Origin of the sequence: Rhodanobacter glycinis, assembly GCF_900114325.1 — a bacterium.
GTDB lineage: Bacteria > Pseudomonadota > Gammaproteobacteria > Xanthomonadales > Rhodanobacteraceae > Rhodanobacter_A > Rhodanobacter_A glycinis.
In genome coordinates, this window is sequence record NZ_FOSR01000006.1 from 107,399 (window position 1) to 130,480 (window position 23,082).

General features: G+C 63.9%; 20 protein-coding genes. 15 read left to right on the top strand and 5 right to left on the bottom strand.

Going from position 1 to position 23,082, the window contains the following annotated elements; all coding sequences use genetic code 11:
• Nucleotides 1-111 precede the first annotated feature (111 nt).
• From BMY90_RS08380 to BMY90_RS08435, 12 genes are all read left to right on the top strand, one after another.
• A complete protein-coding gene (locus BMY90_RS08380) occupies nucleotides 112-861 on the top strand; it encodes a beta-ketoacyl synthase chain length factor (protein WP_092703210.1) in 750 nt (249 codons plus the stop codon).
• On the top strand, nucleotides 822-1,628 hold the full coding sequence (locus BMY90_RS08385; protein WP_217638564.1) for a lysophospholipid acyltransferase family protein: 807 nt from the start codon (nucleotides 822-824) through the stop codon (nucleotides 1,626-1,628). Before BMY90_RS08380 ends, BMY90_RS08385 begins: the two co-directional genes overlap by 40 nt.
• The gene (locus tag BMY90_RS08390) at nucleotides 1,625-1,915 is read left to right on the top strand and encodes a phosphopantetheine-binding protein (RefSeq protein ID WP_008209166.1); all 291 of its coding nucleotides are present in this window, start codon (nucleotides 1,625-1,627) and stop codon (nucleotides 1,913-1,915) included. The genes BMY90_RS08385 and BMY90_RS08390 overlap by 4 nt, the downstream gene beginning before the upstream one ends.
• Nucleotides 1,916-1,945: 30 nt before the next feature.
• Entirely contained in the window at nucleotides 1,946-2,512 is a 567-nt protein-coding gene (locus BMY90_RS08395) for a COG4648 family protein (RefSeq protein WP_008209168.1), read from the top strand.
• The gene (locus BMY90_RS08400) at nucleotides 2,509-2,865 is read left to right on the top strand and encodes a 3-hydroxyacyl-ACP dehydratase FabZ family protein (RefSeq protein ID WP_092703212.1); all 357 of its coding nucleotides are present in this window, start codon (nucleotides 2,509-2,511) and stop codon (nucleotides 2,863-2,865) included. The genes BMY90_RS08395 and BMY90_RS08400 overlap by 4 nt, the downstream gene beginning before the upstream one ends.
• Entirely contained in the window at nucleotides 2,862-3,827 is a 966-nt protein-coding gene (locus BMY90_RS08405; protein WP_092703214.1) for a lysophospholipid acyltransferase family protein, read from the top strand. Before BMY90_RS08400 ends, BMY90_RS08405 begins: the two co-directional genes overlap by 4 nt.
• Entirely contained in the window at nucleotides 3,820-4,296 is a 477-nt protein-coding gene (locus tag BMY90_RS08410; RefSeq protein WP_092703216.1) for an acyl-CoA thioesterase, read from the top strand. Before BMY90_RS08405 ends, BMY90_RS08410 begins: the two co-directional genes overlap by 8 nt.
• 117 nt (nucleotides 4,297-4,413) lie before the next feature.
• A complete protein-coding gene (locus tag BMY90_RS08415; RefSeq protein WP_092703358.1) occupies nucleotides 4,414-5,136 on the top strand; it encodes a class I SAM-dependent methyltransferase in 723 nt (240 codons plus the stop codon).
• A complete protein-coding gene (locus tag BMY90_RS08420; protein ID WP_092703218.1) occupies nucleotides 5,133-6,326 on the top strand; it encodes a beta-ketoacyl-[acyl-carrier-protein] synthase family protein in 1,194 nt (397 codons plus the stop codon). Before BMY90_RS08415 ends, BMY90_RS08420 begins: the two co-directional genes overlap by 4 nt.
• On the top strand, nucleotides 6,323-6,781 hold the full coding sequence (locus BMY90_RS08425) for a hotdog family protein (protein ID WP_092703220.1): 459 nt from the start codon (nucleotides 6,323-6,325) through the stop codon (nucleotides 6,779-6,781). The genes BMY90_RS08420 and BMY90_RS08425 overlap by 4 nt, the downstream gene beginning before the upstream one ends.
• Nucleotides 6,778-7,506 (top strand): 3-oxoacyl-ACP reductase FabG, encoded by a 729-nt coding sequence (gene fabG / locus BMY90_RS08430; RefSeq protein ID WP_092703222.1) that lies wholly within the window; start codon nucleotides 6,778-6,780, stop codon nucleotides 7,504-7,506. Before BMY90_RS08425 ends, fabG begins: the two co-directional genes overlap by 4 nt.
• Before the next feature lie 250 nt (nucleotides 7,507-7,756).
• On the top strand, nucleotides 7,757-8,914 hold the full coding sequence (locus BMY90_RS08435) for an isovaleryl-CoA dehydrogenase (protein ID WP_092703224.1): 1,158 nt from the start codon (nucleotides 7,757-7,759) through the stop codon (nucleotides 8,912-8,914).
• 611 nt (nucleotides 8,915-9,525) lie between these two features.
• On the opposite strand, the gene BMY90_RS08440 is transcribed toward BMY90_RS08435, so the two are convergent.
• The 3 genes from BMY90_RS08440 to BMY90_RS08450 all read right to left on the bottom strand — a co-directional run bounded on the left by BMY90_RS08440 (nucleotide 9,526) and on the right by BMY90_RS08450 (nucleotide 17,776).
• Nucleotides 9,526-11,631, bottom strand: coding sequence for an RHS repeat domain-containing protein (locus BMY90_RS08440; RefSeq protein WP_175481537.1), 2,106 nt, complete (start codon nucleotides 11,629-11,631; stop codon nucleotides 9,526-9,528).
• An 11-nt stretch (nucleotides 11,632-11,642) separates the two neighbouring features.
• Nucleotides 11,643-14,621, bottom strand: a complete 2,979-nt coding sequence (locus BMY90_RS08445; protein ID WP_092703228.1) for a hypothetical protein — start codon at nucleotides 14,619-14,621, stop codon at nucleotides 11,643-11,645.
• 302 nt (nucleotides 14,622-14,923) lie between these two features.
• Nucleotides 14,924-17,776, bottom strand: coding sequence for an autotransporter serine protease (locus tag BMY90_RS08450; RefSeq protein WP_092703230.1), 2,853 nt, complete (start codon nucleotides 17,774-17,776; stop codon nucleotides 14,924-14,926).
• A gap of 378 nt (nucleotides 17,777-18,154) precedes the next feature.
• On the opposite strand from BMY90_RS08450, the gene BMY90_RS08455 reads away from it, so the two are divergent.
• Both BMY90_RS08455 and BMY90_RS08460 read left to right on the top strand, forming a co-directional pair.
• Nucleotides 18,155-19,339: an acetyl-CoA C-acyltransferase gene (locus BMY90_RS08455; protein WP_092703232.1), complete on the top strand. Its 1,185-nt coding sequence runs from the start codon at nucleotides 18,155-18,157 to the stop codon at nucleotides 19,337-19,339.
• A 316-nt stretch (nucleotides 19,340-19,655) separates the two neighbouring features.
• Nucleotides 19,656-20,069: a hypothetical protein gene (locus BMY90_RS08460; RefSeq protein WP_092703234.1), complete on the top strand. Its 414-nt coding sequence runs from the start codon at nucleotides 19,656-19,658 to the stop codon at nucleotides 20,067-20,069.
• Here the strand turns inward: BMY90_RS08460 and BMY90_RS17220 are convergent.
• A complete protein-coding gene (locus BMY90_RS17220; RefSeq protein WP_175481538.1) occupies nucleotides 20,063-20,209 on the bottom strand; it encodes a hypothetical protein in 147 nt (48 codons plus the stop codon). The two genes, BMY90_RS08460 and BMY90_RS17220, sit on opposite strands and share 7 nt — an antisense overlap.
• A gap of 29 nt (nucleotides 20,210-20,238) precedes the next feature.
• Between BMY90_RS17220 and BMY90_RS08465 the strand changes: the two genes are divergently transcribed.
• Nucleotides 20,239-21,846 (top strand): carboxyl transferase domain-containing protein, encoded by a 1,608-nt coding sequence (locus tag BMY90_RS08465; RefSeq protein ID WP_092703236.1) that lies wholly within the window; start codon nucleotides 20,239-20,241, stop codon nucleotides 21,844-21,846.
• Here the strand turns inward: BMY90_RS08465 and BMY90_RS08470 are convergent, their stop codons facing one another.
• The gene (locus BMY90_RS08470) at nucleotides 21,847-23,052 is read right to left on the bottom strand and encodes an FAD-dependent oxidoreductase (RefSeq protein WP_092703238.1); all 1,206 of its coding nucleotides are present in this window, start codon (nucleotides 23,050-23,052) and stop codon (nucleotides 21,847-21,849) included.
• Between the last annotated feature and the right edge of the window lie 30 nt (nucleotides 23,053-23,082).

A 23,082-nucleotide genomic window follows, 5' to 3' on the forward strand; every position in this document is an offset into this window, starting at 1 on the left:
CAAGGCATCCGTGGGTAAGAGCGCACCCTGTGCGCGATGGCTTTGGCGCCGGTCGAAGCCAGAAGCGTTCGCGCACAGGGTGCGCTCCTACACTGACTTTTCGAGGTGTCCATGATCGACCTGCGCATCGAACGCTGGCAGGCATGGGCGCCCGGCCTGGACAACGCCGCGGCGTGGCAAGCCTGGGCACAAGCGCCACACGCCGTGTCCGACGACGGCAAGCTGCAACCAGCGTGTGCCTTCCTGCCGGCGATGCAGCGCCGCCGCCTGAGCCGGCTGGCGCGCATGACCCTGGAAGCCGCGTGGCCGCTGTGCGACGACGGCGAGCAATTGCCATTCGTGTTCGCCTCGCGTCATGGCGAAACCACGCGCACGCTCGCCCTGCTTGGCGACCTGGTCGATGAGCAGCCGCTGTCGCCGACCCAGTTCGGCCTGTCGGTGCATAACGCCATCGCCGGTCAATGGTCGATTCTGCGCGAACAGCGCGGCGAGTCGGTGGCGCTTGCCGGCGAGGCCGATGCCTTCGAGCACGCCATGCTGGAAGGCACGCTGCAACTGGCCGCCGGCGCCCCATCCGTGCTGGTGGTGGTCGCCGAGGAACTGCCGCCGCCGGCCTATGCCGAGTGGATCGACGACGTGCCGTTCTCCTATGCTGTCGCGCTGCGTTTGGGGAAAACCACAGCCACCGGCGAAGCGCCGACCACCACCGACTGGCAACTGCAGCCAGGCCGGCACGACGACCGTGGCACACCTTGCGCATGGCCGCACGCGCTGGATTTCCTGCGCGCTCTGCTCGTTCATGAACCGTCACTGGAACACGTATGGAAAGCACGCCGCTGGAACTGGCAACGCAGCCGCTGAACCGGCGCACCGACGCATGGGCCGTGCGGCTGGTCGCCACCGGCGCCAGCTTCGTGCTGTTCGGATTGGGCGGCCTGCTGCTGTGGATATTCCTGCTGCCGGTGCTGGCCTGCCTGCCCGGTGGAGTGATGGCACGACGCCGGCGCGCACGCGCCGCGATCAGTCGCGCGTTCCGCCTGCACGCCTGGTTCATGCGACGCAGCGGCGTCCTCACCTTGCATATCGATGGCGTGCAGCGACTGGGACAACCCGGCCAGATGATCGTGGCCAACCATCCCTCGCTGATCGACGTGGTGTTTCTGATCGGCCAGTTGCGCGACACCAACTGCATCGTCAAGGCCGGCCTGTTTCGCAACCCGTGCATGCGCGGGCCGGTGCGCGCGGCGCAATACATCAGCAACGATGGCAGCATGACCATGCTGGAGCGCGCCGCCGACGTGCTGCGCGAAGGGCAATCGCTGCTGGTGTTTCCCGAAGGCACGCGCACCACGCCGGGCTGCGCGCCGGTGTTCCATCGCGGCGCGGCGGCCATCGCCTTGCGTGGCGCGCGTTGCGTCACACCGGTGTTCATCACCGTCGAACCGACCACGCTGACCAAGGCCGAGCCGTGGTATCGCATCCCCGACCGCCGCGTGCAGGTGCGCCTGCGCGTGGGCGCGGACATCGACCCCGCCGACTTCAACACCAACGCACCACTGCCGGTCGCCTCGCGCCGGCTCAACGACCATTTGCATCAACTCTTTCTCAGGGAACTCGCCACCTCGTGAACGCACCGACCCAGACCGCACTCGAGCAGGCCATCGCCCAGCTCATCATCGACACGCTGAACCTGGAAGACCTCCAGGCCTCCGACATTCCGCCGGCGCAACCGCTGTTCGGCGAAGGCCTGGGGCTGGACTCGGTGGACGCGCTGGAACTGGCGCTGGCGCTGCAGAAGCGTTACGGCATTCGCGTGGAATCCGATGCGAAGAACGCACGCGAGCACTTCGCCACCGTCGCCAACCTCGCCGCCTATGTCGCCTCGCAGCAAGGCGCCGGCGATGGCGCACACTGACGACGCCTGCCCTGCGCATCGATGAACACCATGCCGAACGGATCGCCGCGACCCAAGTTGACCCGCCTGCTGCTGCCGCTGGCCGGCGTGCTGTATCCGTTCGTCGTCTACTACGGCATGGAAAAGGTGGCGCCGCCGGTATTCGCGCTGGTGCTGGGCGCGATCTGGCTGATCCGCGCACCGACACTGCTGCGCGAGCCCGGCGGACGCTGGATGGTCGCCGTGGCGTTGGCGTATTGCGTGCTGCTGGCCGTGAGCGGCGAGGAGCAATTGCTGCGCTGGTACCCCACCCTGATCAGTGTCTTCCTGCTTGCCACGTTTGGCCTGAGCCTGGTCTTCGGGCCGCCTCTCGTCGAGCGAATAGCGCGCCTGCGCGAACCCGACCTGCCCCCGGAAGCCGTGCCTTACACGCGCAAGGTCACCTGGGTGTGGGTAGGCTTTTTCGTGTTCAACGGACTGATGTCGGCGGCGCTCACGCTGTGGGCGCCGCTGAAGTGGTGGACGCTGTACAACGGCCTGATCGTGTACTTCATCATGGCCGTGCTGTTCGTCGGCGAATGGCTGCTGCGCCAGCGCATGCGGAAGCGCTACGCATGAATGCGCCGCGCACCGCCGAGTTGCTCGACGAACGCGAAGTCGATGGCGTCTGGACGCTGCGTCTGCGCCTGCCGCCGGAGCTGGCGCATTTCACCGGGCACTTTCCCGGTGCCCCGGTGTTGCCCGGCGTACTGCAGGTGCAATGGGCACTGGCGCTGGCGGCGCCGCGACTGGGCATCACTCCGCGCTGCCGCGAGATGGAGGCGCTGAAATTCCAGCGCCTGTTGCGCCCGGGCGACGAGGTGGAACTGGAACTGCGACTGGACGCCACGCGCGGCAAGCTGCACTTCGCCTATCGGATCGACGGTGCGCATTGCTCGTCCGGCCGCCTGCGCGTGGAGCCGGCGGCATGAGCGACGCAGGCGTGCAGGAGCCGCATTGGGCCGCACAGAAGGAGCGCGGCAGCTTCGCCTTGATGAAACTCACGGCGCTGGCGTTGCGCCACCTCGGCCGACGTCCGATGACGCCAGTGCTGTACCTGATCGTGCTGTACTTCTTCGTGTTCGGCCGTCGCGCGCGGCGCAACATACGCCAGTACCAGACCTACCTCGCCAACTGGAGTGGACGCGACGAACTGCGCTCCACCACGCGCCGCGTGTTCGGCCAGTTCATGGCTTTCGGCGAGAGCCTGCTTGATCGCCTCGACGTGTGGCATGGGCGGCTCGGCCCGGCGCAGGTCGAGCTGCACGACCCGGCCGGCGTGCGCGACCAGCTGCGCCAATGCCTGCATGGCGGACGCGGACAGATTCTGGTCTGCACCCACCTGGGCAACCTCGACGTCTGCCGCGCGCTGGCGGAGATGGGAGAACAGGTACCGCTGAACGTGCTGGTGCACAACCGTCACGTCGCCCATTTCAACCAGTTGCAGAGTGAGGCCGGTGATCGCCAGCTGCGCCTGCTGCAGGTCAGCGAGATGGACGCGGCGCTGATGCTCGACCTGTCGCAACGGCTGGATCGCGGCGAATGGCTGGCGATTGCCGGCGACCGCGTGCCGCTCAACGATGGCCGTCGTGTCAACGTGGATTTCCTCGGCCATGTCGCGCCGTTTCCGCAAGGTCCGTGGCTGATGGCCGGCCTACTGCGCTGCCCGGTGAACCTGATGTGCTGCCTGAAGATCGATGGCCGCTACCAGATCCGGCTGGAGCCATTCCTCGACTTGCCGACGTGGGAGCGCGGGCGACGTGAGCAAACCATTGCCCAATGGACGCAACGCTACGCCGACCGCCTCGCCCAGCTATGCCTGCTGGCGCCGCAACAATGGTTCAATTTCTACGCCTACTGGCCATCCATCCATCAGGGAGAAACCGATGCGTAGCCGCGGCGTGATGCACGTTGACAGCGAAATCGTGGTGCCGTTCTACGACGTCGATTCGATGGACGTGGTCTGGCATGGTCACTACGTGAAATACCTGGAAGTGGCGCGCTGCGCGCTGCTCGACCTGATCGGCCACAACTACACGCAGATGAAGGCCGCCGGTTACGTCTGGCCAGTGATCGACGTGCAGTTGCGCTACGTGCGCCCGGCCCGTTTCGGACAGCGCCTGCGCGTGCGCGCCGAGCTGGTGGAATGGCAGAACCGGCTGAAGATCCACTACCTCGTCAGCGATGCCGCCAGCGGCGAGCGTATGACCCGCGCCAGCACCGTGCAGGTGGCTGTGCGCCTGGCCGATGGCGAGATGCAACTGGTTTCGCCGCAGATTTTTATTGATGCCGTGGAGCAAAGTATTTCCATTGGTCATGCTGACCGAGCACATGAACAGGTGAGCGCTCATGACCGCTCCTAGCATCCGGATTCTGCTCGTCATCCCAGCGCAAGCTGGGATCCAGTGCCTCCGAGCCATTGAACAAAAGACACTGGATTCCTGCTTGCGCAGGAATGACGAACAAAGAACCTATTGATCATGACCTACGCCAGCCCTACCTACGTCGAAGAAACCCGCATCGGTTTCCGCTTCCTCGCCACTCACACCTGGCAGCACCATGTGCTGCGCGTGGCGATCAATGACCTGAAGCGCTTGATCGGCGACCCGCTGCCGCAAGGCGGCGTGCTGCTTGACGTCGGCTGCGGCCAGGGGCGTTCGTTCCGGCTGCTGCGTGAGGCCTTCGCGCCCCGCCGATTGATTGGACTGGATGCCGACCCGCACAGCGTCGAGTTGTCGCGCATCGAAGCGCAGCGCGAGGGCATCGACGTGGAGCTGCACGTTGCCGACTGCGCGCGCATCGAGTTGCCCGATGCCAGCGTGGACATCGTGTTCTGCCACCAGACGTTCCATCACCTGGTTGAACAGGAACAGGCGCTGGCCGAGTTCTGGCGCGTGCTGAAACCCGGCGGCCGGCTGTTGTTCGCCGAATCGACCAAGGCGTATATCGACACGTGGGTGATTCGCTGGTTCTTCCGTCACCCGATGCACGTGCAGAAAAGTGCCGACGGCTACCTCGCCATGCTGCGCACGCAGGGTTTCGTGTTCGATGACGCCCACGTTTCGCTGCCCTATCTGTGGTGGAGCCGTTCGAAGGATTTCGGTTTGCTTGAACGCTGGGGGCTGCGAGCGCCGCCACCGCCGGGCCAGCGCGAGGAAACCCTGGTGAACGTGGCCGCGCGCAAACCGATGGAACGCGCATGAGCCACGCCTACCTCAACGCACTTGGCGTGACCTGCACGCTCGGCAGCGGCAAGGCCGCGGTGGCCGAGGCGTTGTTTGCCGGCGACGATCGCTGCCTGCAACCCGAGTCCGGCTGGATTCCCGGCCATGCGCCGTCACTCGGTGCGGTGCGCACGCCGTTGCCGGCCATGCCCGAATCCCTGGCGGCCAGCCGCGACAACCGCTGCAATCGCCTGCTGCTGGCCGCCGCGATGGAGATCGAGGGCGATATTCGCACCGCCATCGCACACTACGGCAGCGAGCGCATCGGCATCGTGCTCGGCACCAGCACCGGCGGTATCGAGGAAGCCACCGATGGCCTCGCCGCCTGGCGTCGCGATGGCACATGGCCGTCTGAATATCGATACGCCCACCAGGAACTGGCTGGCCCGGCCGAATGTCTCGCCGAATGGCTGGGGCTGGCCGGTCCCTGCTACGTCATCTCCACCGCCTGCACCTCCGGCGCACGCGCGCTGATCAGCGCGCAGCGGCTGTTGCAGGTCGGCGTCTGCGATGCCGTGCTATGCGGCGGCGTGGACACGCTGGCGCGGCTGCCGATCAACGGCTTCCATGCGCTGGAAGCGCTGGACCCGGCGCGCTGCAATCCGTTCTCGCGGCATCGCCACGGCATCAATATCGGCGAGGCCGCCGCACTGTTCCTGATGACCCGCGAGCGCGGTCCGGTACAGCTGCTGGGCAGTGGCGCCAGTTCGGATGCCCACCACATGTCGGCGCCCGATCCGGATGGTCGCGGCGCGATGCAGGCGATGCGTGCCGCACTGGCCGATGCCGGGCTGCAACCGGCGCAGATCGACTACCTCAACCTGCACGGCACCGCCACCGAACACAACGACCGCATGGAAAGCCGCGCGGTGGCCGACGTGTTCACCGATGGCGTGCCTTGCGCATCGACCAAGTCGCTCACCGGTCACACGCTGGCCGCCGCCGGCGCGCTGGAAGCGGCGTTCTGCTGGCTGAGCCTGACCGACGCGCGCGCCATGCGGCGGCTGCCACCGCAGGTATGGGATGGCGCAGCCGATCCAGAACAGCCCTCATTGAACTTCGTCCACACCGGCGAGCATCTACCGGCCGGTCGCCCGTGCCGATTGATGAGCAATTCCTTCGCCTTCGGCGGCAACAATGCCTGCCTGATTCTCGGGGACCCGCGATGACAGCGCGACCGATCGCCGAACTGCTGCCACACGCCGGCGAGATGATCCTGCTCGACGGCGTGATCGAAGTCGGGGACGAATACATTGCTTGCCGTCGCCGCGTACGCAGCGAAGGCCTGTTCGAAGATGCCAACGGCTTGCCCGCCTGGGCCGGCGTGGAACTGATGGCCCAGGCCGTCGCCGCCTGGGCCGGCCACCAGGCCCGGCAGGAACGACAACCGGTCCGCCTGGGCTTTCTGCTGGGCACCCGGCACTATCGCTGCGACGTGGACAGCTTCCCGCCCGATACCGAATTGCGCGTGGAAGCGGTACGCAGTTTCCACGACGACAGCGGCATGGCCGTGTTCGCCTGCCGCATCGATTCAGCCATCGGCAGTGCCGAGGCCTTGCTCAACGTTTTCAGTCCAACCAACGCGGAGGTGTTTTTCACGGCCTCTGCGGGAGAACCCACATGACGGACACCATCCTAGTCACCGGCTCCAGCCGCGGCATCGGCCGCGCCATCGCCTTGCGACTAGCGCAAACCGGCTACGACCTGGTGCTGCATTGCCGCTCGCGCCGCGACGAGGCCGAAGCCGTCGCCACTGAAATCGAGGCGCTGGGCCGCCAGGCACGCATCCTGCAATTCGACATTTCCGATCGCGCCGCCTGTCGCGCCGCACTGGAAGCCGACGCAGCCGAACACGGCGCACCCTACGGAGTGGTCTGCAATGCCGGACTGACCCGCGATGGCGCCTTCCCGGCCTTGTCCGACGACGACTGGGACAGCGTGCTGCGCACCAATCTCGACGGCTTCTACAACGTGCTGCACCCGCTGGTGATGCCGATGATCCGTCGCCGCCAGCCGGGCCGCATCGTCTGCATCGCCTCCGTCTCGGGCCTGATCGGCAACCGCGGCCAGGTCAACTACAGCGCCTCCAAGGCCGGCGTGATCGGCGCCGCCAAGGCGCTGGCGGTGGAACTGGCCAAGCGCAAGATCACGGTGAACTGCGTGGCGCCGGGGCTGATCGACACCGACATGCTGGACGAGGACGTGCCGGTCGAGGAAATCCTCAAGGCCATCCCCGCACAACGCATGGGCACGCCGGAGGAAGTCGCCGCCGCCGTGCAATTCCTGCTCGGCCCCGACGCCGGCTACATCACCCGCCAGGTGCTGGCGGTGAATGGCGGGCTGTGCTGACGATGTCCGACGTGGACCTGATGGCGAAGCTCGTCAAGGTGCATTGATCCCGGTGCTACCGTAGGAGCGCACCCTGTGCGCGAATGCTTTTCGCCGAGGACCGGCATTAGAGCATTCGCGCACAGGGTGCGCTCCTACACCAACCCCGGGGCGCCACAACCGACGACGTCCATCGCACTGGTGCGGCGCGTCAGGGCAAGCCGGCGCCACTCGGTTACCATTGCCCGGCTAAGTCCCCAAGGAGTTCGTGATGCGCCCGTTCCCGCTCGGAGAAGACATCGACCTGCTGCGCGACACCGTGCACGCCTTCGCGGAAAAAGAGATCGCCCCGCGCGCGACCCAGATCGATCACGACAACCTGTTCCCGGCCGACCTGTGGAAGAAATTCGGCGAGATGGGCCTGCTCGGCATGACCATTCCGACCGAGTACGGCGGCACCGGCATGGGCTATCTCGCGCACATGGTGGCGATGGAGGAAATCTCCCGCGCCTCCGGTTCGGTGGGCCTGTCCTACGGCGCGCATTCCAACCTGTGCGTCAACAACATCTTCCACAACGGCAACGAAGCCCAGCGCAAGAAATACATCCCCCAGCTGTGCTCGGGCGAATACATCGGCGCGCTGGCCATGAGCGAGCCGGGCGCCGGTTCCGACGTGGTCGGATCGATGAGCTGCAAGGCCGAAAAGAAGGGCGACGTGTGGGTCGCCAACGGCACCAAGATGTGGATCACCAACGGCCCCGACGCCGACGTGCTGCTGGTCTACATGCGCACCGCGCCGCGTGCCGCCGGCAGCCGCTGCATGACCGCCTTCATCGTCGAAAAGGGCATGAAGGGTTTCAGCACCGCGCAGAAACTGGACAAGCTGGGCATGCGTGGCTCAAACACCTGCGAGCTGGTGTTCGAGGATTGCGAGATCCCTGCCGAGAACATCGTCGGCGAAGTGAACGAAGGCGTGCGCGTGCTGATGAGCGGCCTGGACACCGAGCGCCTGGTGCTCTCCGGCGGACCGATTGGCCTGATGCAGTCGGCGATGGACCTCACCCTGCCCTACGTGCGCGAGCGCAAGCAGTTCAACGCACCGATCGGCACCTTCGAGATCATGCAGGCCAAGGTGGCCGACATGTATACCGCACTGCAGAGCTCGCGCGGCTTCGCCTACATGGTGGCGCAGCAGTTCGACAACGGCGTGAAGTCGCGCGTGGACCCGGCCGCCTGCCTGCTCAACGCCTCCACCAATGCGGTGAAGGTGGCGCTGGAAGCGATCCAGTCGCTGGGCGGCAACGGCTACATCAACGAATTCCCCGCCGGCCGCCTGCTGCGCGATGCGAAGCTGTACGAGATCGGCGCCGGCACCAACGAGATCCGCCGCATGCTGATCGGCCGCGAGCTGTTCCACGGCAAGGCGTAAGCGATACGCACCACTGAATTGAAAACGGCCCGCCATGCGGGCCGTTTTCACAGGAAGCGCAGCAAGTGCACATTCCGTCGAACATCATCACCGTTCGAGCAAACTGCGGTCAGCATGCTGCCGCGATCACGATTGATGGCTTACTGTCCGTCCGTCACGGGTAGGAATCAGCCAGAAACGGTCACTCGCTTTGAGCTGAGCCCCCCGTTCCGCACAGAAGACCGGTTGACCGAACACGATTCAAACGACCGCAAGTGAACCTGGAACCGTTTTTTGCGCTCTTTAATGCCACCAATTAGAAAATAATATAATTACTTCTTTAGGCTATGACGCCACCTTTTTTTCGTTGCCGCAACCCCCATTAATGGCAATAGAAAGATGAGCCAGAATAATGATGCAAAAACAACCCCAATCGAAGCACAGGTGAAGGCTGCGTAAATTGCTGATGTAGTAGTTAGTTGTTGGCGAAATACTTGAGTGACTATAAAAAATAAAAACATTGGAGTGGCCATAAATAATTGTGAAACCACAAGAATCCTGATCAAGGCTGACGATCTGGTTTTATAGGAATTCTGTCCGAAAAGTTTCATGTCTATGCTCGCCATTATTTATCATTTACACTCACACGATTTGCCGCCAACATTGGGGCTGTCTAACATGGCGCCACCAACTCCGCCGAGTATTCCACCTATTGCGGCACCACGGCTACCGCCTACAATGGAGGCGGTAGCGTAGGGTTCAGGCGCCTCAGTTATTAACCATTTGATAACGTTTTCAGCAGCCAAATCGGACGCACCTCCTGTTTCAGGTGTAGTCATTAAAGCCACTACTGCGGTAGTTCCAATAGCAAACCCAGCCAGCATTCCCATGCCAGCAAGACCGTTTCTATAAAAGTGCGGATCCATATTACAACTTGGAACATTCCCCGTTTCGAAAACAGTTGGATTTCCACCATTATTCCACGATCCAACTCCTTCTAAGCCGAGGAGATCGATACTATTTAATGGATTGCTTCCCACATAGGCATAAGTATTCGGCCCGGCCTTCAACCCCAGCGGATCACTCTCCACATACCTTCCCAATGCTGGGTCGTAGTCCCGGAACCCGTTGTTCCACAGCCCCGTCTCTTGGTCGTAGTACTGCCCTGGGAATCCAACATTCAGCGGCGCCGAACTCGACACCGCCACGTCCCGCGTGAACGGCCAGTTCTGTGCACTCCACACCACAGCCTGCGACGCATTCGTCACCACTTGAGGGCGACCTAGTTGATCGTCGTGGATCGCTTCCAGTTGTCCGCTCACATCGCGTCCAATCAAACGCCCGCCCAGCCACACGTAATCGATCCACTGACCGTTGTCGCTCTCTGCTAGCAAGGAACCGCTGGGGCCCGGCGCAAAGTAGGTCGTCCCTGCACTGCCCGTCTTGAGGAGCCGTTGCCCTTCCGGGTTGACGTAGTAGCTCATGCCGCCTGTCGCTTTCATCCGGTTGAACGCATCATACTGATAGGCAACTGTGCCACCCAACGTGGTGATGTTGCCCAGCGCATCGTAACCGTAGGTTTGCGCGTTCGCTCCCGTCGTTTGCGTGAGGTGGTTGTTGGTGGCGCTGTAGCTGGCGCTGCTCGTGCCGGCACCGTTCACGCTGGCGATGCGGTTGCCATCCGCGTCGTAACTGTAGCTGGCGCCCTGGTTGAGTGAATACATCGACACCAACCGCGATTGGTCGTCATAACCGAAGTCCTGGCTCATCGTGCCGTCGAGCGCATTGTCGATACCGGTGAGACGATTGGCCTTGTCATAGCTGAACCCCAGGCTTTCCACGCCCGGTACGCTGATGCCTGTAAGGCGACCATCGGTGTCGTACGCCAATGTGTTGGTCAACCCATTGCTCGACGTCCAGCCTGTCACTGCGGCATCCATCGGCTGCCACGCGATATTGCTCGCGGCGGTGAGCTGGGTACCGCCCATCGCGAACGTGATGTCGGACACCACGCCCCGACTATAGCTATAAAGCGCCTGATGACCGTCCGGATAGGTCACAGCAGCCAGATGGCCCACGGCGTCGTAACCGTAGCCCAGTGAGTAGCTGGTGCCATTGATCGAGAAACCACGTCCCGCAACCCGACCCTCGGGGGTATAGGTATAGGTCGTGGAGCCAATAGCATCGCTGGCGGAGCACAGACGACCCACACCGTTCGTGCAGTTGTCGTAGGCGTAGGTCTGAACCTGACTTCCGGCGCTGACGCTAGTGGGGCGATTGATAGTGTCGTAGCCGTAGGTCGTGGTCACACCATTGGCACGGGTCAGGCTGATGCGCCGTCCATAAGCATCGTAGTTAGCAGTACTGGTGCCCGTATCGGGGCTGGACACCCCCCACAGCAGGCCCAGCCCATCATAGTTGTAAGCCGTGACCAGCCCCCGCGGATCAGTCACCGTAGTGACGTGATTCCCGGCGTCGTAGGTGTACTGGGTCACCGTGGTCGAGGCTATTGCGGATGCGGTCACGCCAAGGCTTCCGGCACACAGCAAGGCCAGCGCCGTTTTCCGCCCCAGGCTTCTTGACGGTGCTTCCCGGCTGTTGGCACCCGCCTTGGCGTACATCCGACGCCGCAGGTTTGACAAACCGGACTCGCACGAACGGATCGAACGACACCCCTGTTCAATTGGCAGAGCCGACGATTGCCTGGAAACAGTTGCCACGTGGAGTTCCTTTTTCATCGTCCGCGCCCTCACTCGTTTACCACGGTCGGTGTCACCACCGCGCTCCATGCCGAGCAGCCACTGGCATTACACGCTTGCACCTTCGCTGAAACAGCTCCTCCCTGCACATAGAAGTCCGGGACAGACGGCGTTGCCACCGACTGCGTGGGGCAAGAGCCGCTTGGCTGGCAATAGTTGAAGTTGTAACTGGACGCACCAGCGACACTCGACCACGTCGCGGTCAATGTGTAGGTCGTTTTGGGTGGACGTGTATCCGAAAGAAACTCTTTGTACACCGTGGCCGAGAGGCCCGCAGGCGTCGCAGGTACCCGCAGGACGGTGACACTGCCGGCTCCACTCCACGGCCCGCAGCCGCCAGCATTGCAGGCTTGCACCCGATAGCCGTACGTGCCATTGCCTTTGCCGCTTTCGCCCCGACTGGTGCTGCTGCTGGCTTGTATCGTGCCCCAACTGCCGCCATTGACCTGCCCCTGCAGGGTGTAGCTGGTGGCTCCGCCAATGCCCGTCCAACTCACCGTGTAACTGCCGGTGGAGTTGCTGGATGGAACGCTCAGGTTGGGCGCGCTTGCCGGAGGAACCGTTACCGCTACAGTGCCGCTGCCCGTCCAACCACTACAACCACCCGCACCGCAGGCTTGCACCTGGTAGGTGTAGCTGCCGGTGGCGCTCTCCGTCACCGTTGTACTGGTGTTGCCACCACTGTAGACCGTGTTCCAGCTGCCGGTGCCCAAGCGGTGCTGCAACGTATAACTGGTCGCCGTACTGCTGGATGGCCAGCTTACGGCCACGTTTCCCGAACTGGTGGCTGGCACCGACACGCTAGCCGGTGCCGGTGGCGGCGTCAGCCGTTGCACGATGACACTGGCCACGCCGCTCCACGCACCGCAACCAGTGACGTTACAGGCTCGCACGCGGTAACTATAGGTGCCATCGCTTTTGCCCGTGGCAGCCCAACTGGTGGCCGTACCGTCCTGAACCGTTGTCCATGCCCCGCCATTGTCTCGCTGCTGCAGGACATAGCTGGCGGCGCCTGTGACCCCACTCCAGCTCACGCTATAGTTGCCGTTGGCATTGTTGGCTGGCACGCTGAGGTTAGGTACGCCGCTAGGTAACGCCGGACTGGCGCCGCCGCTCGAGATTGTTTTGGTCACTCGATTGAGGGCGTCGTATTGGTTACTGACCGTATGGCCTGTGGCATCGGTGACCGTGAGTACGTTGCCGTTGCCGTCATAACCGTAGGTCAACAACTGGCCGTGGTTGCCCTGACGCTTATAGAGGCGTCCCAGGGCATCGTAGCTCAGGGTCTCGGACAGGCTCGGGGTGCCGTTGCGGGAGACCGTGTGGCTAGTGACGTCACCGTTGGCGTCGTAGCCAAAGCTCTCGGTGGAGGCTCCATCTTTGTCGTTGCGCACGATGCTGGTGACGCGCATTTCCGCATCGTGGTTCCACGCCGTGGTTTCGCCATCCGGCACCGCCAGGCTGGCAAGCTGACCGTAGCCGTCGTAACCATAGGTCCAGGTGGCCGCCACACCATTGGGATGGGTCGTCTTGGTGGCCACGCGGCCGCGTGCATCGTAGCTGTAGTCGGTCACATCGCCGTTGGGGCCGACCACATGTTGCGGTTCACCCAATCCATTGTAGTTGCTGAAGGTGGTTGCCTGCCCCAAGCCGTTCGCACGAGAGGTCAGGTTGCCAAGAGCGTCGAACGTGTACGTATCGACATCGCTGTTGCCGGGTGACGGGTGGGTCACCGTCATGACATGCACCATGCCGCTGGCGTACAGCGTATAGCCGTAGGTCGTGGTCAGCGTCTGGTTGGCCGAGCCGTTGCCGGACAGATTGGTAACCGATACCGAGGCTAGCCTGTTTTGAGCGTTGTAGGTGTAGGTCGTCTTGGACCACCCTTCGACCGTAACGCTTGTCAAGCGATTGAGCCGCAGATCGGAGTCCCACGTATAGTCCGTGGTCCGAGCCAACGATGTGCCTGCGGCTTCCGTCTCGGACTGAAGCTGACCCGTGGCGGCGTAGGTGTAGGTGTGCACGTTGCCGTTGTTGTCCACTTCCTTGGACAGATTGCCGTTGGCATCATAGGAGCGGCCCCGGATCGTCGCGCCACAATCGGCCACGGCATCGTCGCTTATCGCCGACAGTTGCCCGTTGTAAGTTCCGCCAGGGCCATTGGTACCGTCATAGGTTTGTACCCGATGATGCCCAAGCGCATTGGTAATCGTGGCTTGCAGATTTCCTGCAGCATCCTTGGCGTAGAGAATCGTGGCGCTTTCCGAATTATCGGCCAGGTAATTCGCGGTAGCCCATCCGTAATATGGGCTGGACGAATTGGTGTTGTATGACGTGTAGTCGTACGGCGCGCCGTTGTAATCCACTTCGGTCAGGAGGCCGGGTAGAGCGGATAGCCCGTATTTGAAAGACACAGTGGTCGCTGGCGATCCGGGATAAGTGATTGACGTGTAATTGCCATCGTTCGTCAGATGGAGCACATAGGCATTACCCGATGGATCTGTAACCGTTATCGTGTCACTACTGTTTCGGGTGACGGAGTAGGATTTTCCGCTGCTATGCGTGACCGTGTAAGTGGAGGCGCTGGCAGGTCCCGACCCTGCAATGGTCCAGCCGATACCTGACGAATCCGTGATGGACTTGATGTTTTCGTAGGTGTCGAAGACTTTGGTTGTGGCGTCCTCGTCATGCAAGATATACGTTGATGACGCGCTGTCGTAAGTCAGCGTGGCCAAGCCACCGCCACCGCTCTCCACGTAACCACCCGACTGGGAATCGAATGTCAACGTCGATCCATCGGGCCTCTGATAGATCTTGGCGCTGCATATCAGTTCGCCGGTGTTTTTGTTGACAAAGCACTTGCCGTCGGTAAGCGTATAATCAAGATTGGTTGACCAATAGGTGTTTGAAAGAGCTTGGGGTATTTTGCGCGCCGTGTTGTAGTACAGGGTGAAATTCCCCTGTGACATCCAAGAACTTGCGCATTGCAAGCCGTCTCATAATTTGCTTCTTTGAACTGCATTAACAATCAGGGCTGCCCGACACTTTTTGAAAGTGAAGGACTACAAAAGTCAGTCTCATTAGCGACGTTGCTCGGCTACCTACCTCTTTAGCGCCACATCGCCAAGCCGAAACCTCATGAGACGCCGAGCATGCGAACCGAGTCGCTGGCGATCTCGCGATACGTTGCCCCTCAAGGATCAGCAGCCGCGGTGTAATCACGTGCTGCCGCTCTCCCGATCATGCTCGACCAGCACGCGCAGCAAGGATTTCAGAAACGCCAGCGATAGCTGAGCGTGGCCTGTTTTGCCGCGACGTGCTGGGCTACTTGCTGTTGATAGTCCAAGGCCAGACTGCTGCGCGGCGAGACGTTCCAGTCGAGCGTGACGCCGGCCAGGCCACCGTAACGCGACAGGCCGATGCCGCCCACCGGCAGCCACTGCTGCAGGCCCGTGAAGCTGGCATCGAGCTGTTCGCCGCTCATCGCGAAGGCCTGCTGCCACAGCAAGCGCGCCTGCAAGCTCAGCGTGCTGCCGTTGGCGAACAGCCATTGGTGGGCGCCGCGCATGCCTGCGCCGGCCTGCCAGCGGGTCACGTTTTGCGCACCGGACATCAGACCGAAGCCGTTTGCGCCGCTTTCGTTGAAGCCGTCGAGGCTCAGTTGTGCGTATTGCAGGTTCACGTAGGGCGTCAGCTGCAGGCCACCAAGGGCGAGACGATAGCCGCTCTCGCCATAGGCCACGCCGTATTGGCCATTGCTGTAGCTGGCCACGTTGGCGGATGCGTCACCGAGGGTGAGCTGGCGTCGCATGTCTTCGCGATAGCTGCCCATGCCCACGCGCCCCATCGCATACCACGAGCCGCGGATCACGCCACCGTAGAACATGCCTTCCAGCGCGTGGCTGCTGCCCTGGTCGGCGCTTTCGGAAAGTCGGCCCAGCCCCTGGCTCTGGCTGATCGCGTAGCCGATCACACCATCGCGACCGAGCCGGCTGTCCGCACCGACCATGTGGCCGTTAAGGTCGAAACCGACATTGCCGTAACCGCTGCGTGACATGCTGCCGTGATCGCCCAGGCTTTGCGTCCAGCCACCGACGTGACCGGCCAGCTGCGGTGCATCCAGCAACTGTTCGAAGCGACTGGAGAGTGCTTGCGTACCCGCGTCCAGCGCCTCGAAAGCCATCGCTGCACTGGCCGCATGCAACTGGCCAGACAGGCTTTCGAACGAGCGCGCGGCCTGCGCCGTGGTGGCCTCGTACTGCAGATGCGCGGCGCCGGCAATGAAGTCGGTCGACACCGGCGCGGAACCGCCGCTGCTGGTGCCCTGCAACTGTCCGTCGATCGCCGCGAATGCGCTCTGCACGCGCGCCGCGGCGGCATAGCTGGCCGCCGAATACGGCAATCCCTGGATCGCCGTGAGATTCACCTGGGTCACGTCGAGCCAGGCGTTGTTGGCGTCGTAGCCCATCGTGGCCTTCAAGGTCACGGTCGACGGCGTACTGAGGCTGGCGAACGTGCCGCTCAAACCACCATGGGCGGTCAGCACCGTGGTATGCGAACTCATCACATAACCTTGGTCGGCGCCGTAGACGTAAAGCCCGGCGTTGGCGGTGAGGCTGGCGCTGCCGGACACCTGCAGCGAGGAGCCCAGCGGTACCGCCAGCCGTCCGGTTTGCGTGTAATTGCCGCTGACGGTGAGGTTGCTGCTGCCCACCACCAGTGCGCCCGCGTTGGCGACATTGCCCGCGATTGAAGGCACCGAGGCGCTGGCTGTTCCGGTGATCGCCAGCGTGCCGGCCGTGCCGATGCTGGCGCCGCCCGCTCCCAGCGAAACGGCATCCAGGCTGCCGCCGGTCACCGTGGTGAGGCCGGCATAGCTGGAAGGCTGGGTGAGATTGAGGGTGCCGGTGCCCTGCTTGATCAGGCCGCCGGCACCCGAGATCGGATTGTTCCAACTGGACACGCCGCTGAAGTCGACCGTGACGTCACCCCAGTTGAATTGCGCCGGGCCATTCACCGCCTTGCCCACATCCAGTTCGCCATAACCGAAGGTGGGATTGGGTTGCGAGCCGCCCAGCGGGTCGGCCGTGCCGAGCAGGGTCTGCCGCACCAGATCGTTGCTGAAATACGGGTACGCCTGCCACACCAGCGCCGCCGCGCCGGACACCTGCGGCGCCGCGAACGAGGTGCCTTCCACGATGAAATACGACGGCTTGGCGGTGGTGGCGGTGGTGTCCTTGTCCAGCACGATCACGTCGCCCGGCGCGGCCAGGCAGTAATTCATCGCCACGCCGCACTTGTTCGAATAGCCCTCGAGCTGGGTCGGGTCATTGCTGTTTATCGCCACGGCCACCAGCCAGCCCTTCTCCAGGTCCGGCGCCAGGCTGGGCAGTGCGGCGATGGTGCTGGGGTTGGCATTCGAATCGTTGCCGGCGGCGAATACCACCAGCCCGTCGTGATTGAGCACGAAGTTGCTGTAGGCGTCGTGGAAAGCCTGGGTTACCGCGGTATCAGTGCTGCTCCAGGTAATGCCGCCCCAGGAGTTGTTCATCACGTTGACGCCGGCGCTGATCAGGTCCTGGTTCACGGAACCGAAGAACTGCGCATCGCTGACGGTGACCTGCGATGGCGGTGTGGAACCGTTGTCGTCCGGCGCGTTGTCACTGATGATGCGCGCCGACACCAGGTTGGCCCCCGGTGCAATGCCGCCGGGAAACTGGGCGAACGGCGTGCCGGCGGCAATCCCGGACACCCAGGTGCCGTGACCGACCACGTCGTCGATCTTGGTGTTGTTCTGCGTCGGGTCGACGTAGATCAACTCCTTGGTCACCCTGCCAGCCACCGTGGGGTTGCTTTGCATGATGCCGCTGTCGACCACGCCGATGGTGACGCCGACACCCGTATAGCCGGCATCGTGTGCTGCGTAAGTGTTGGTAAGCGAAAGCTGGGCATCCAGCGGCGGTTGCGGGGGCGGCGGAGGCGCCGTGCTGGCCGGAGGCGGATTGTCGCTCGCAGGTGATGGCTTGACGCCGCCACCACCGCCGCCACAGGCGCTCAGCGCCAGTGCAATCGCCATGAACAACGCCGCCTCGCGGCAACCCGGACCACGCACGTCTGCTTTCATCTGATTGTCCCCGCTACACATTCCGTGTCACGACCGACGCGGCAAGACCCCATCCTGCGGTCGGCTACGCGGCACAGTTTGGCATAACCGCCATGCACCGGAACGCTCCCTGGCAGACGTCGAGCGGTCCGGTTTGCCGCGCCGCATCATGGGCTGCGATAATCCGAAGGCTAGGAGCCTGTCGTACTTTGGTGGTCGAGGCGAAAACTCGGCTGCGCGAGGACAGATTTTCGGCGATTCTTGACCCATAGTGGTTCTATGGGTCAAGAATCGACGGAAATATGGACCGTGCAGACGGATTTGCAGCCCGGCCGACCAAAGTACGACAGGCTCCTACTCCCGGGCGCATCGCGCCTCCACGTTCCTGCGGAGATCCCCATGTCGGACGTCAGCGTTGTCATCGCCGGTGCCAAGCGCACCGCCATCGGCTCCTTCCTCGGTCAGTTCACCGGCGTCCCCACGCCGAAGCTGGGCGCCACCGCCATCCGCGCCGCGCTGGAGCAAGCCGCCGTGGCTGCCGGCGACGTCAGCGAGGTCATCATGGGCTGCGTGCTGCCCGCCAACCTCGGCCAGGCCCCCGCGCGCCAAGCCTCGCTGGAAGCCGGCCTGCCGGTCAGCACCGGCTGCACCACCATCAACAAGGTCTGCGGCTCGGGCATGAAGGCGGTGATGCTTGGCCACGACCTGATCAAGGCCGGTTCGGCTGCCATCGTGGTCGCCGGCGGCATGGAGTCGATGACCAATGCGCCGCACATGGTGCAGGCCCGTGGCGGCATCCGTTACGGCAGTGGCGAGCTGGTCGACCACATGGCGTGGGACGGCCTGACCAACCCCTATGACGGCAAGGCGATGGGTGTGTTCGGCGAGCTGTGCGCCGACAAGTACCACTTCAGCCGCGAGGAGCAGGACGCGTTCGCCATCGAATCGGTGAACCGCGCCAAGGCCGCGCAGCAGAACGGCGGCTTTGCCGGCGAGATCGTGCCGGTCACGGTGAAGGGTCGCAAGGGCGACGTGGTGGTGGATACCGACGAGCAGCCGGGCCGCTCCGACGTGGCCAAGATCCCCACACTGAAGCCGGCCTTCCGCAAGGAAAACGGCACCATCACCGCTGCCAGCTCGTCGTCCATCTCCGATGGCGCCGCCGCGCTGGTGCTGCTGTCGGCCGACGATGCCAAGGCTCGTGGCGTTGCCCCGCTGGCCCGCATCGTGGCGCACGCCACCCATTCGCAGGAACCGGAATGGTTCACCACCGCCCCGGTGGCGGCCATCCAGAAAGTGCTGGACAAGGCCGGCTGGAAGGTCGCCGACGTAGATCTGTTCGAGGTCAACGAAGCGTTCGCCGTGGTGGCGATGGCGCCGATCAAGGAACTCGGCATTCCGCACGACAAGCTCAACGTCAACGGCGGCGCCTGCGCGCTGGGCCATCCGATCGGTGCCAGCGGTGCCCGGCTTATCGTCACCCTGGTCAACGCACTGAAGACGCGCGGACTGAAGCGCGGCATCGCCTCGCTGTGCATTGGCGGCGGCGAAGCCACCGCCATCGCGGTGGAATGCCTGGACTGAGGTCGCTTCGCAGCATCACCCTCGCGGGCTTTTCGAACTGACGGGTCGGGCATGCGAATGCCCGGCCCGTTCCTGTCTGGAAGAGGTGCTTATGCCTGCCGCGACAAAGCCCTCGCCATTCGCACGAGTGCTTCGTGCCGTTCCAAAGTGCACTGAAATGTCCAAGCCATGTGAACACCCGGCGCACGATTTGTGAAAGCCGCTTAACCGTCGCTTTAATGCCTCCTGAAACACACTGCGAAACAAGTGGCGTGTTAACGGGGAACGCGCTTTAATGGTTGAGCCATCCGGCATTCCACGGCTAAGGAGATTCACCATGAAGTTCACGCGTATCCTTCTCGCCTCTGCGCTCGTCGCGCTGCTGGCGGCTTGCAGCAACGGCGCGCAAGATTCCGCGCAGGACGCCCAGAAGTCCGCTGATCAGGCCCAGCAGGCTGCCGACCAGGCTCAGAACGCTGCGGCTCAGGCTCCTGACGCCGCCACCAAGCAGGCTGCCGACCAGGCCCAGACCGCTGCTGCGGCTGCCGGCCAGGCCGCTGACCAGGCCAAGCAGGCTGCTGCCGCTGCTTCGGCTCCGGCCAATGCTTCCACCTCGGCGACCGACTCGATGAAGGCTGCTGCCTCCAACGCCGCCGACGCTGCCTCCAACGCCGCCAGCGCTGCGAAGGACGCCGCGGGCAAGGCCAAGGACGCTGCCGACAAGGCCAAGGATGCCATGAAGGGTCATTGATCCCTTCCGGCATTCGCCTGAAAACCGGCCGCCTCGTGCGGCCGGTTTTTTTTTCGCCCCGGCGAAGGATTTTCCAGCCCGGCGAACCCGGCGAAAGCGGCGATATTTCCGCATCGTGGACGCTGGCCGTTATCATCCATGGTTTGCCCCTGCGCCAGTTATCGAAACCATGAGTATCGTCACCTCGCAGATCGATCCCCGTTCTCCCGAATTCCAGGCCAGCAGCACGCAGTTGCGCGCACTGACCGACGAGCTGCGCCACGAGCTCGCACGCACGGCCGAAGGCGGCGGCGCCAAGGCCCGCGAAAAGCACGTGGCCCGCGGCAAGCTGCTGCCGCGCGAGCGCATCCGCGCACTGCTTGATCCCGGCTCGCCGTTCCTGGAACTCTCGCCGTTGGCCGCGCATGGCATGTATGACGATGCCGCACCCGCCGCGGGCATCATCACCGGCATCGGCCGCGTGCATGGCACCGAAGTGATGGTGGTGGCCAACGACGCCACAGTGAAAGGCGGCACCTACTTCCCGATGACGGTGAAGAAGCACCTGCGCGCGCAGGAAGTGGCGCTGGAAAATCGCCTGCCCTGCGTCTACCTGGTGGACTCCGGCGGCGCCTTCCTGCCGCTGCAGGACGAGGTTTTCCCGGACAAGGAGCACTTCGGCCGGATCTTCTACAACCAGGCGCGCATGTCCGGGCTGGGCATTCCGCAAATCGCGGTGGTGATGGGCAGTTGCACCGCCGGCGGCGCCTATGTGCCGGCGATGAGCGACGAGACCATCATCGTGCGCGAACAGGGCACCATCTTCCTCGGCGGCCCGCCGCTGGTGAAGGCTGCCACCGGCGAGGTAGTGGATGCCGAAACGCTAGGCGGTGCGGACGTCCATACGTCCATCTCTGGCGTGGCCGACCACTTCGCCGAGAACGACGCCCACGCGCTGTCGATCGCCCGCGACATCGTCGCCAGTCTCAACCGCAAGAAGTCCATGCCGCTGGCGCTGCGCGAATCGATCGAGCCGAAGTACCCGGCCGAGGAACTGTACGGCGTGATCCCGCAGGACACCCGCCGCCCGTTCGACATCCGCGAAGTGATCGCGCGCATCGTCGACGGTTCGGAGTTCCACGAATTCAAGGCGCGCTACGGCAAGACCCTGGTCACCGGCTTCGCCCACATCCACGGCTACCCGGTGGGCATCGTCGCCAACAACGGCATCCTGTTCGCCGAAAGCGCACTCAAGGGCGCGCACTTCATCGAGCTGTGCAACCAGCGCAACGTGCCGCTGGTGTTCCTGCAGAACATCACCGGCTTCATGGTTGGCAAGAAGTACGAACAGGCCGGCATCGCCAAGGATGGGGCCAAGATGGTCACCGCCGTGGCCTGCAGCCACGTGCCGAAGTTCACCGTGGTGATCGGCGGCAGCTTCGGCGCCGGCAACTACGCCATGTGCGGCCGCGCCTACGGCGCCCGTTTCATGTGGACCTGGCCGAACGCACGCATCAGCGTGATGGGTGGCGAGCAGGCCGCCTCCGTGCTGGCCACGGTCAAGCGCGACGGCATCGAGGCGCGCGGTGGCGCATGGTCGGCCGACGAGGAAGCCGCGTTCAAGGCGCCGATCCGCGAACAGTACGAACGCCAGGGCCACCCCTACTACGCCAGCGCCCGACTCTGGGACGACGGCATCATCGATCCCGCCGATACCCGCCGCGTACTCGGCATGGCCATCTCCGCCTCGATGAATGCACCGATCGAACCGCAGCGCTACGGTGTGTTCCGGATGTAGCTACACCTCTGATGCGCTGTCCAGCAGCTTGCGGATCGGGCCCAGGGCGGCCTTCAAGGTAACGAAGCGCGCGACCACGTCGCGCACGGCGGCCAGCGTCGGACTGCGGCGGCACATCAGTTTCGTCAGCGCCCGCGAGTTGTCTTGCGCGGACTCCACGCGCGGGCGCTGCACCCGTTCGTAGTCGTGCAGCGCCACCGGCACGCCGGCGCGGTCGGCGGCCAGCAATTGCCGTGCAAGCACGCCGGCCGATTCCATCGCCATGCCGGCGCCGATGCCCGCGGTGGGCACGAAACCGGCGGCCGCGTCGCCCAGCAATACGGTGCGTTGCACTGCCCAGGTCGCGCTGCGGATATCGGTGAGCTTCCAGTAATACGACGTGTCGCCGCTTTCCGCCACCGATTCCAACGCGCGCAAAAGCCAGTCGTCGACGTGCCGCAATTGACTCCGGATATGCGCCACGAAGGCCTGCGGCCCGGCACGGGTGTCATCGCGGTGGCCGCCCACGAACACGCCGGCACGACCCTTGACCGGATACACGCCCACGAAGAAGTCGCTGCCCCAGATTTCGTCGCCGCGGTCGGCATGCGCGGCATCGCTGTCCATCCAGGCCACCCATCCGCCCCAGCCGCAGTCGAAGGTGGACACCTGCTGCGCCGGCAACAACAGTTCGCGGCTGCTCGAATGCAGGCCATCGGCCAGCACCACGGCATCGAACACGGCTTCGTGCGTGCTGTCGCCCTCGCGCAAGACGACATGCGCCGCTTCCGGCGTCTGTCGCAATGCCTGCAAGGTGGTTGCGTAACTCACTGCAGCGCCCTCGTCGGCCAAGGCCTGCATCAGTTCGCCACGGGCAATGCCGCGGTACTCGCCGTAGCGGCTCAGCAGGCTGTCGATGGCGTATTCGCGCAGGCGCTGGCCATGTCGTCCGTGCAATACGTAGCGATGAAAGCGCACGCTGCGCGCGCGGTAGGCATCGCGTGCGCCCGCCTGGCGCAGTACCGGTTCGACCAGCGGCATCAGCGCCAGCATGTAGCCGTCGTCGGCATGATCGGCGGCGCGTTCCACCAGCACCGGATGCAGTCCGCCGGCACGCAGCGCCTGCGCCAGGGTGAGGCCCGCCACACCGGCTCCGACGACCAGCACCCGCAAATGGTCGGCCTGTGCGCGGGCAAGTTGAGCATTCAACGACGTGGCGGTGAACATGCGCGGCTCCTGTGGACCACCCGGTCCAGA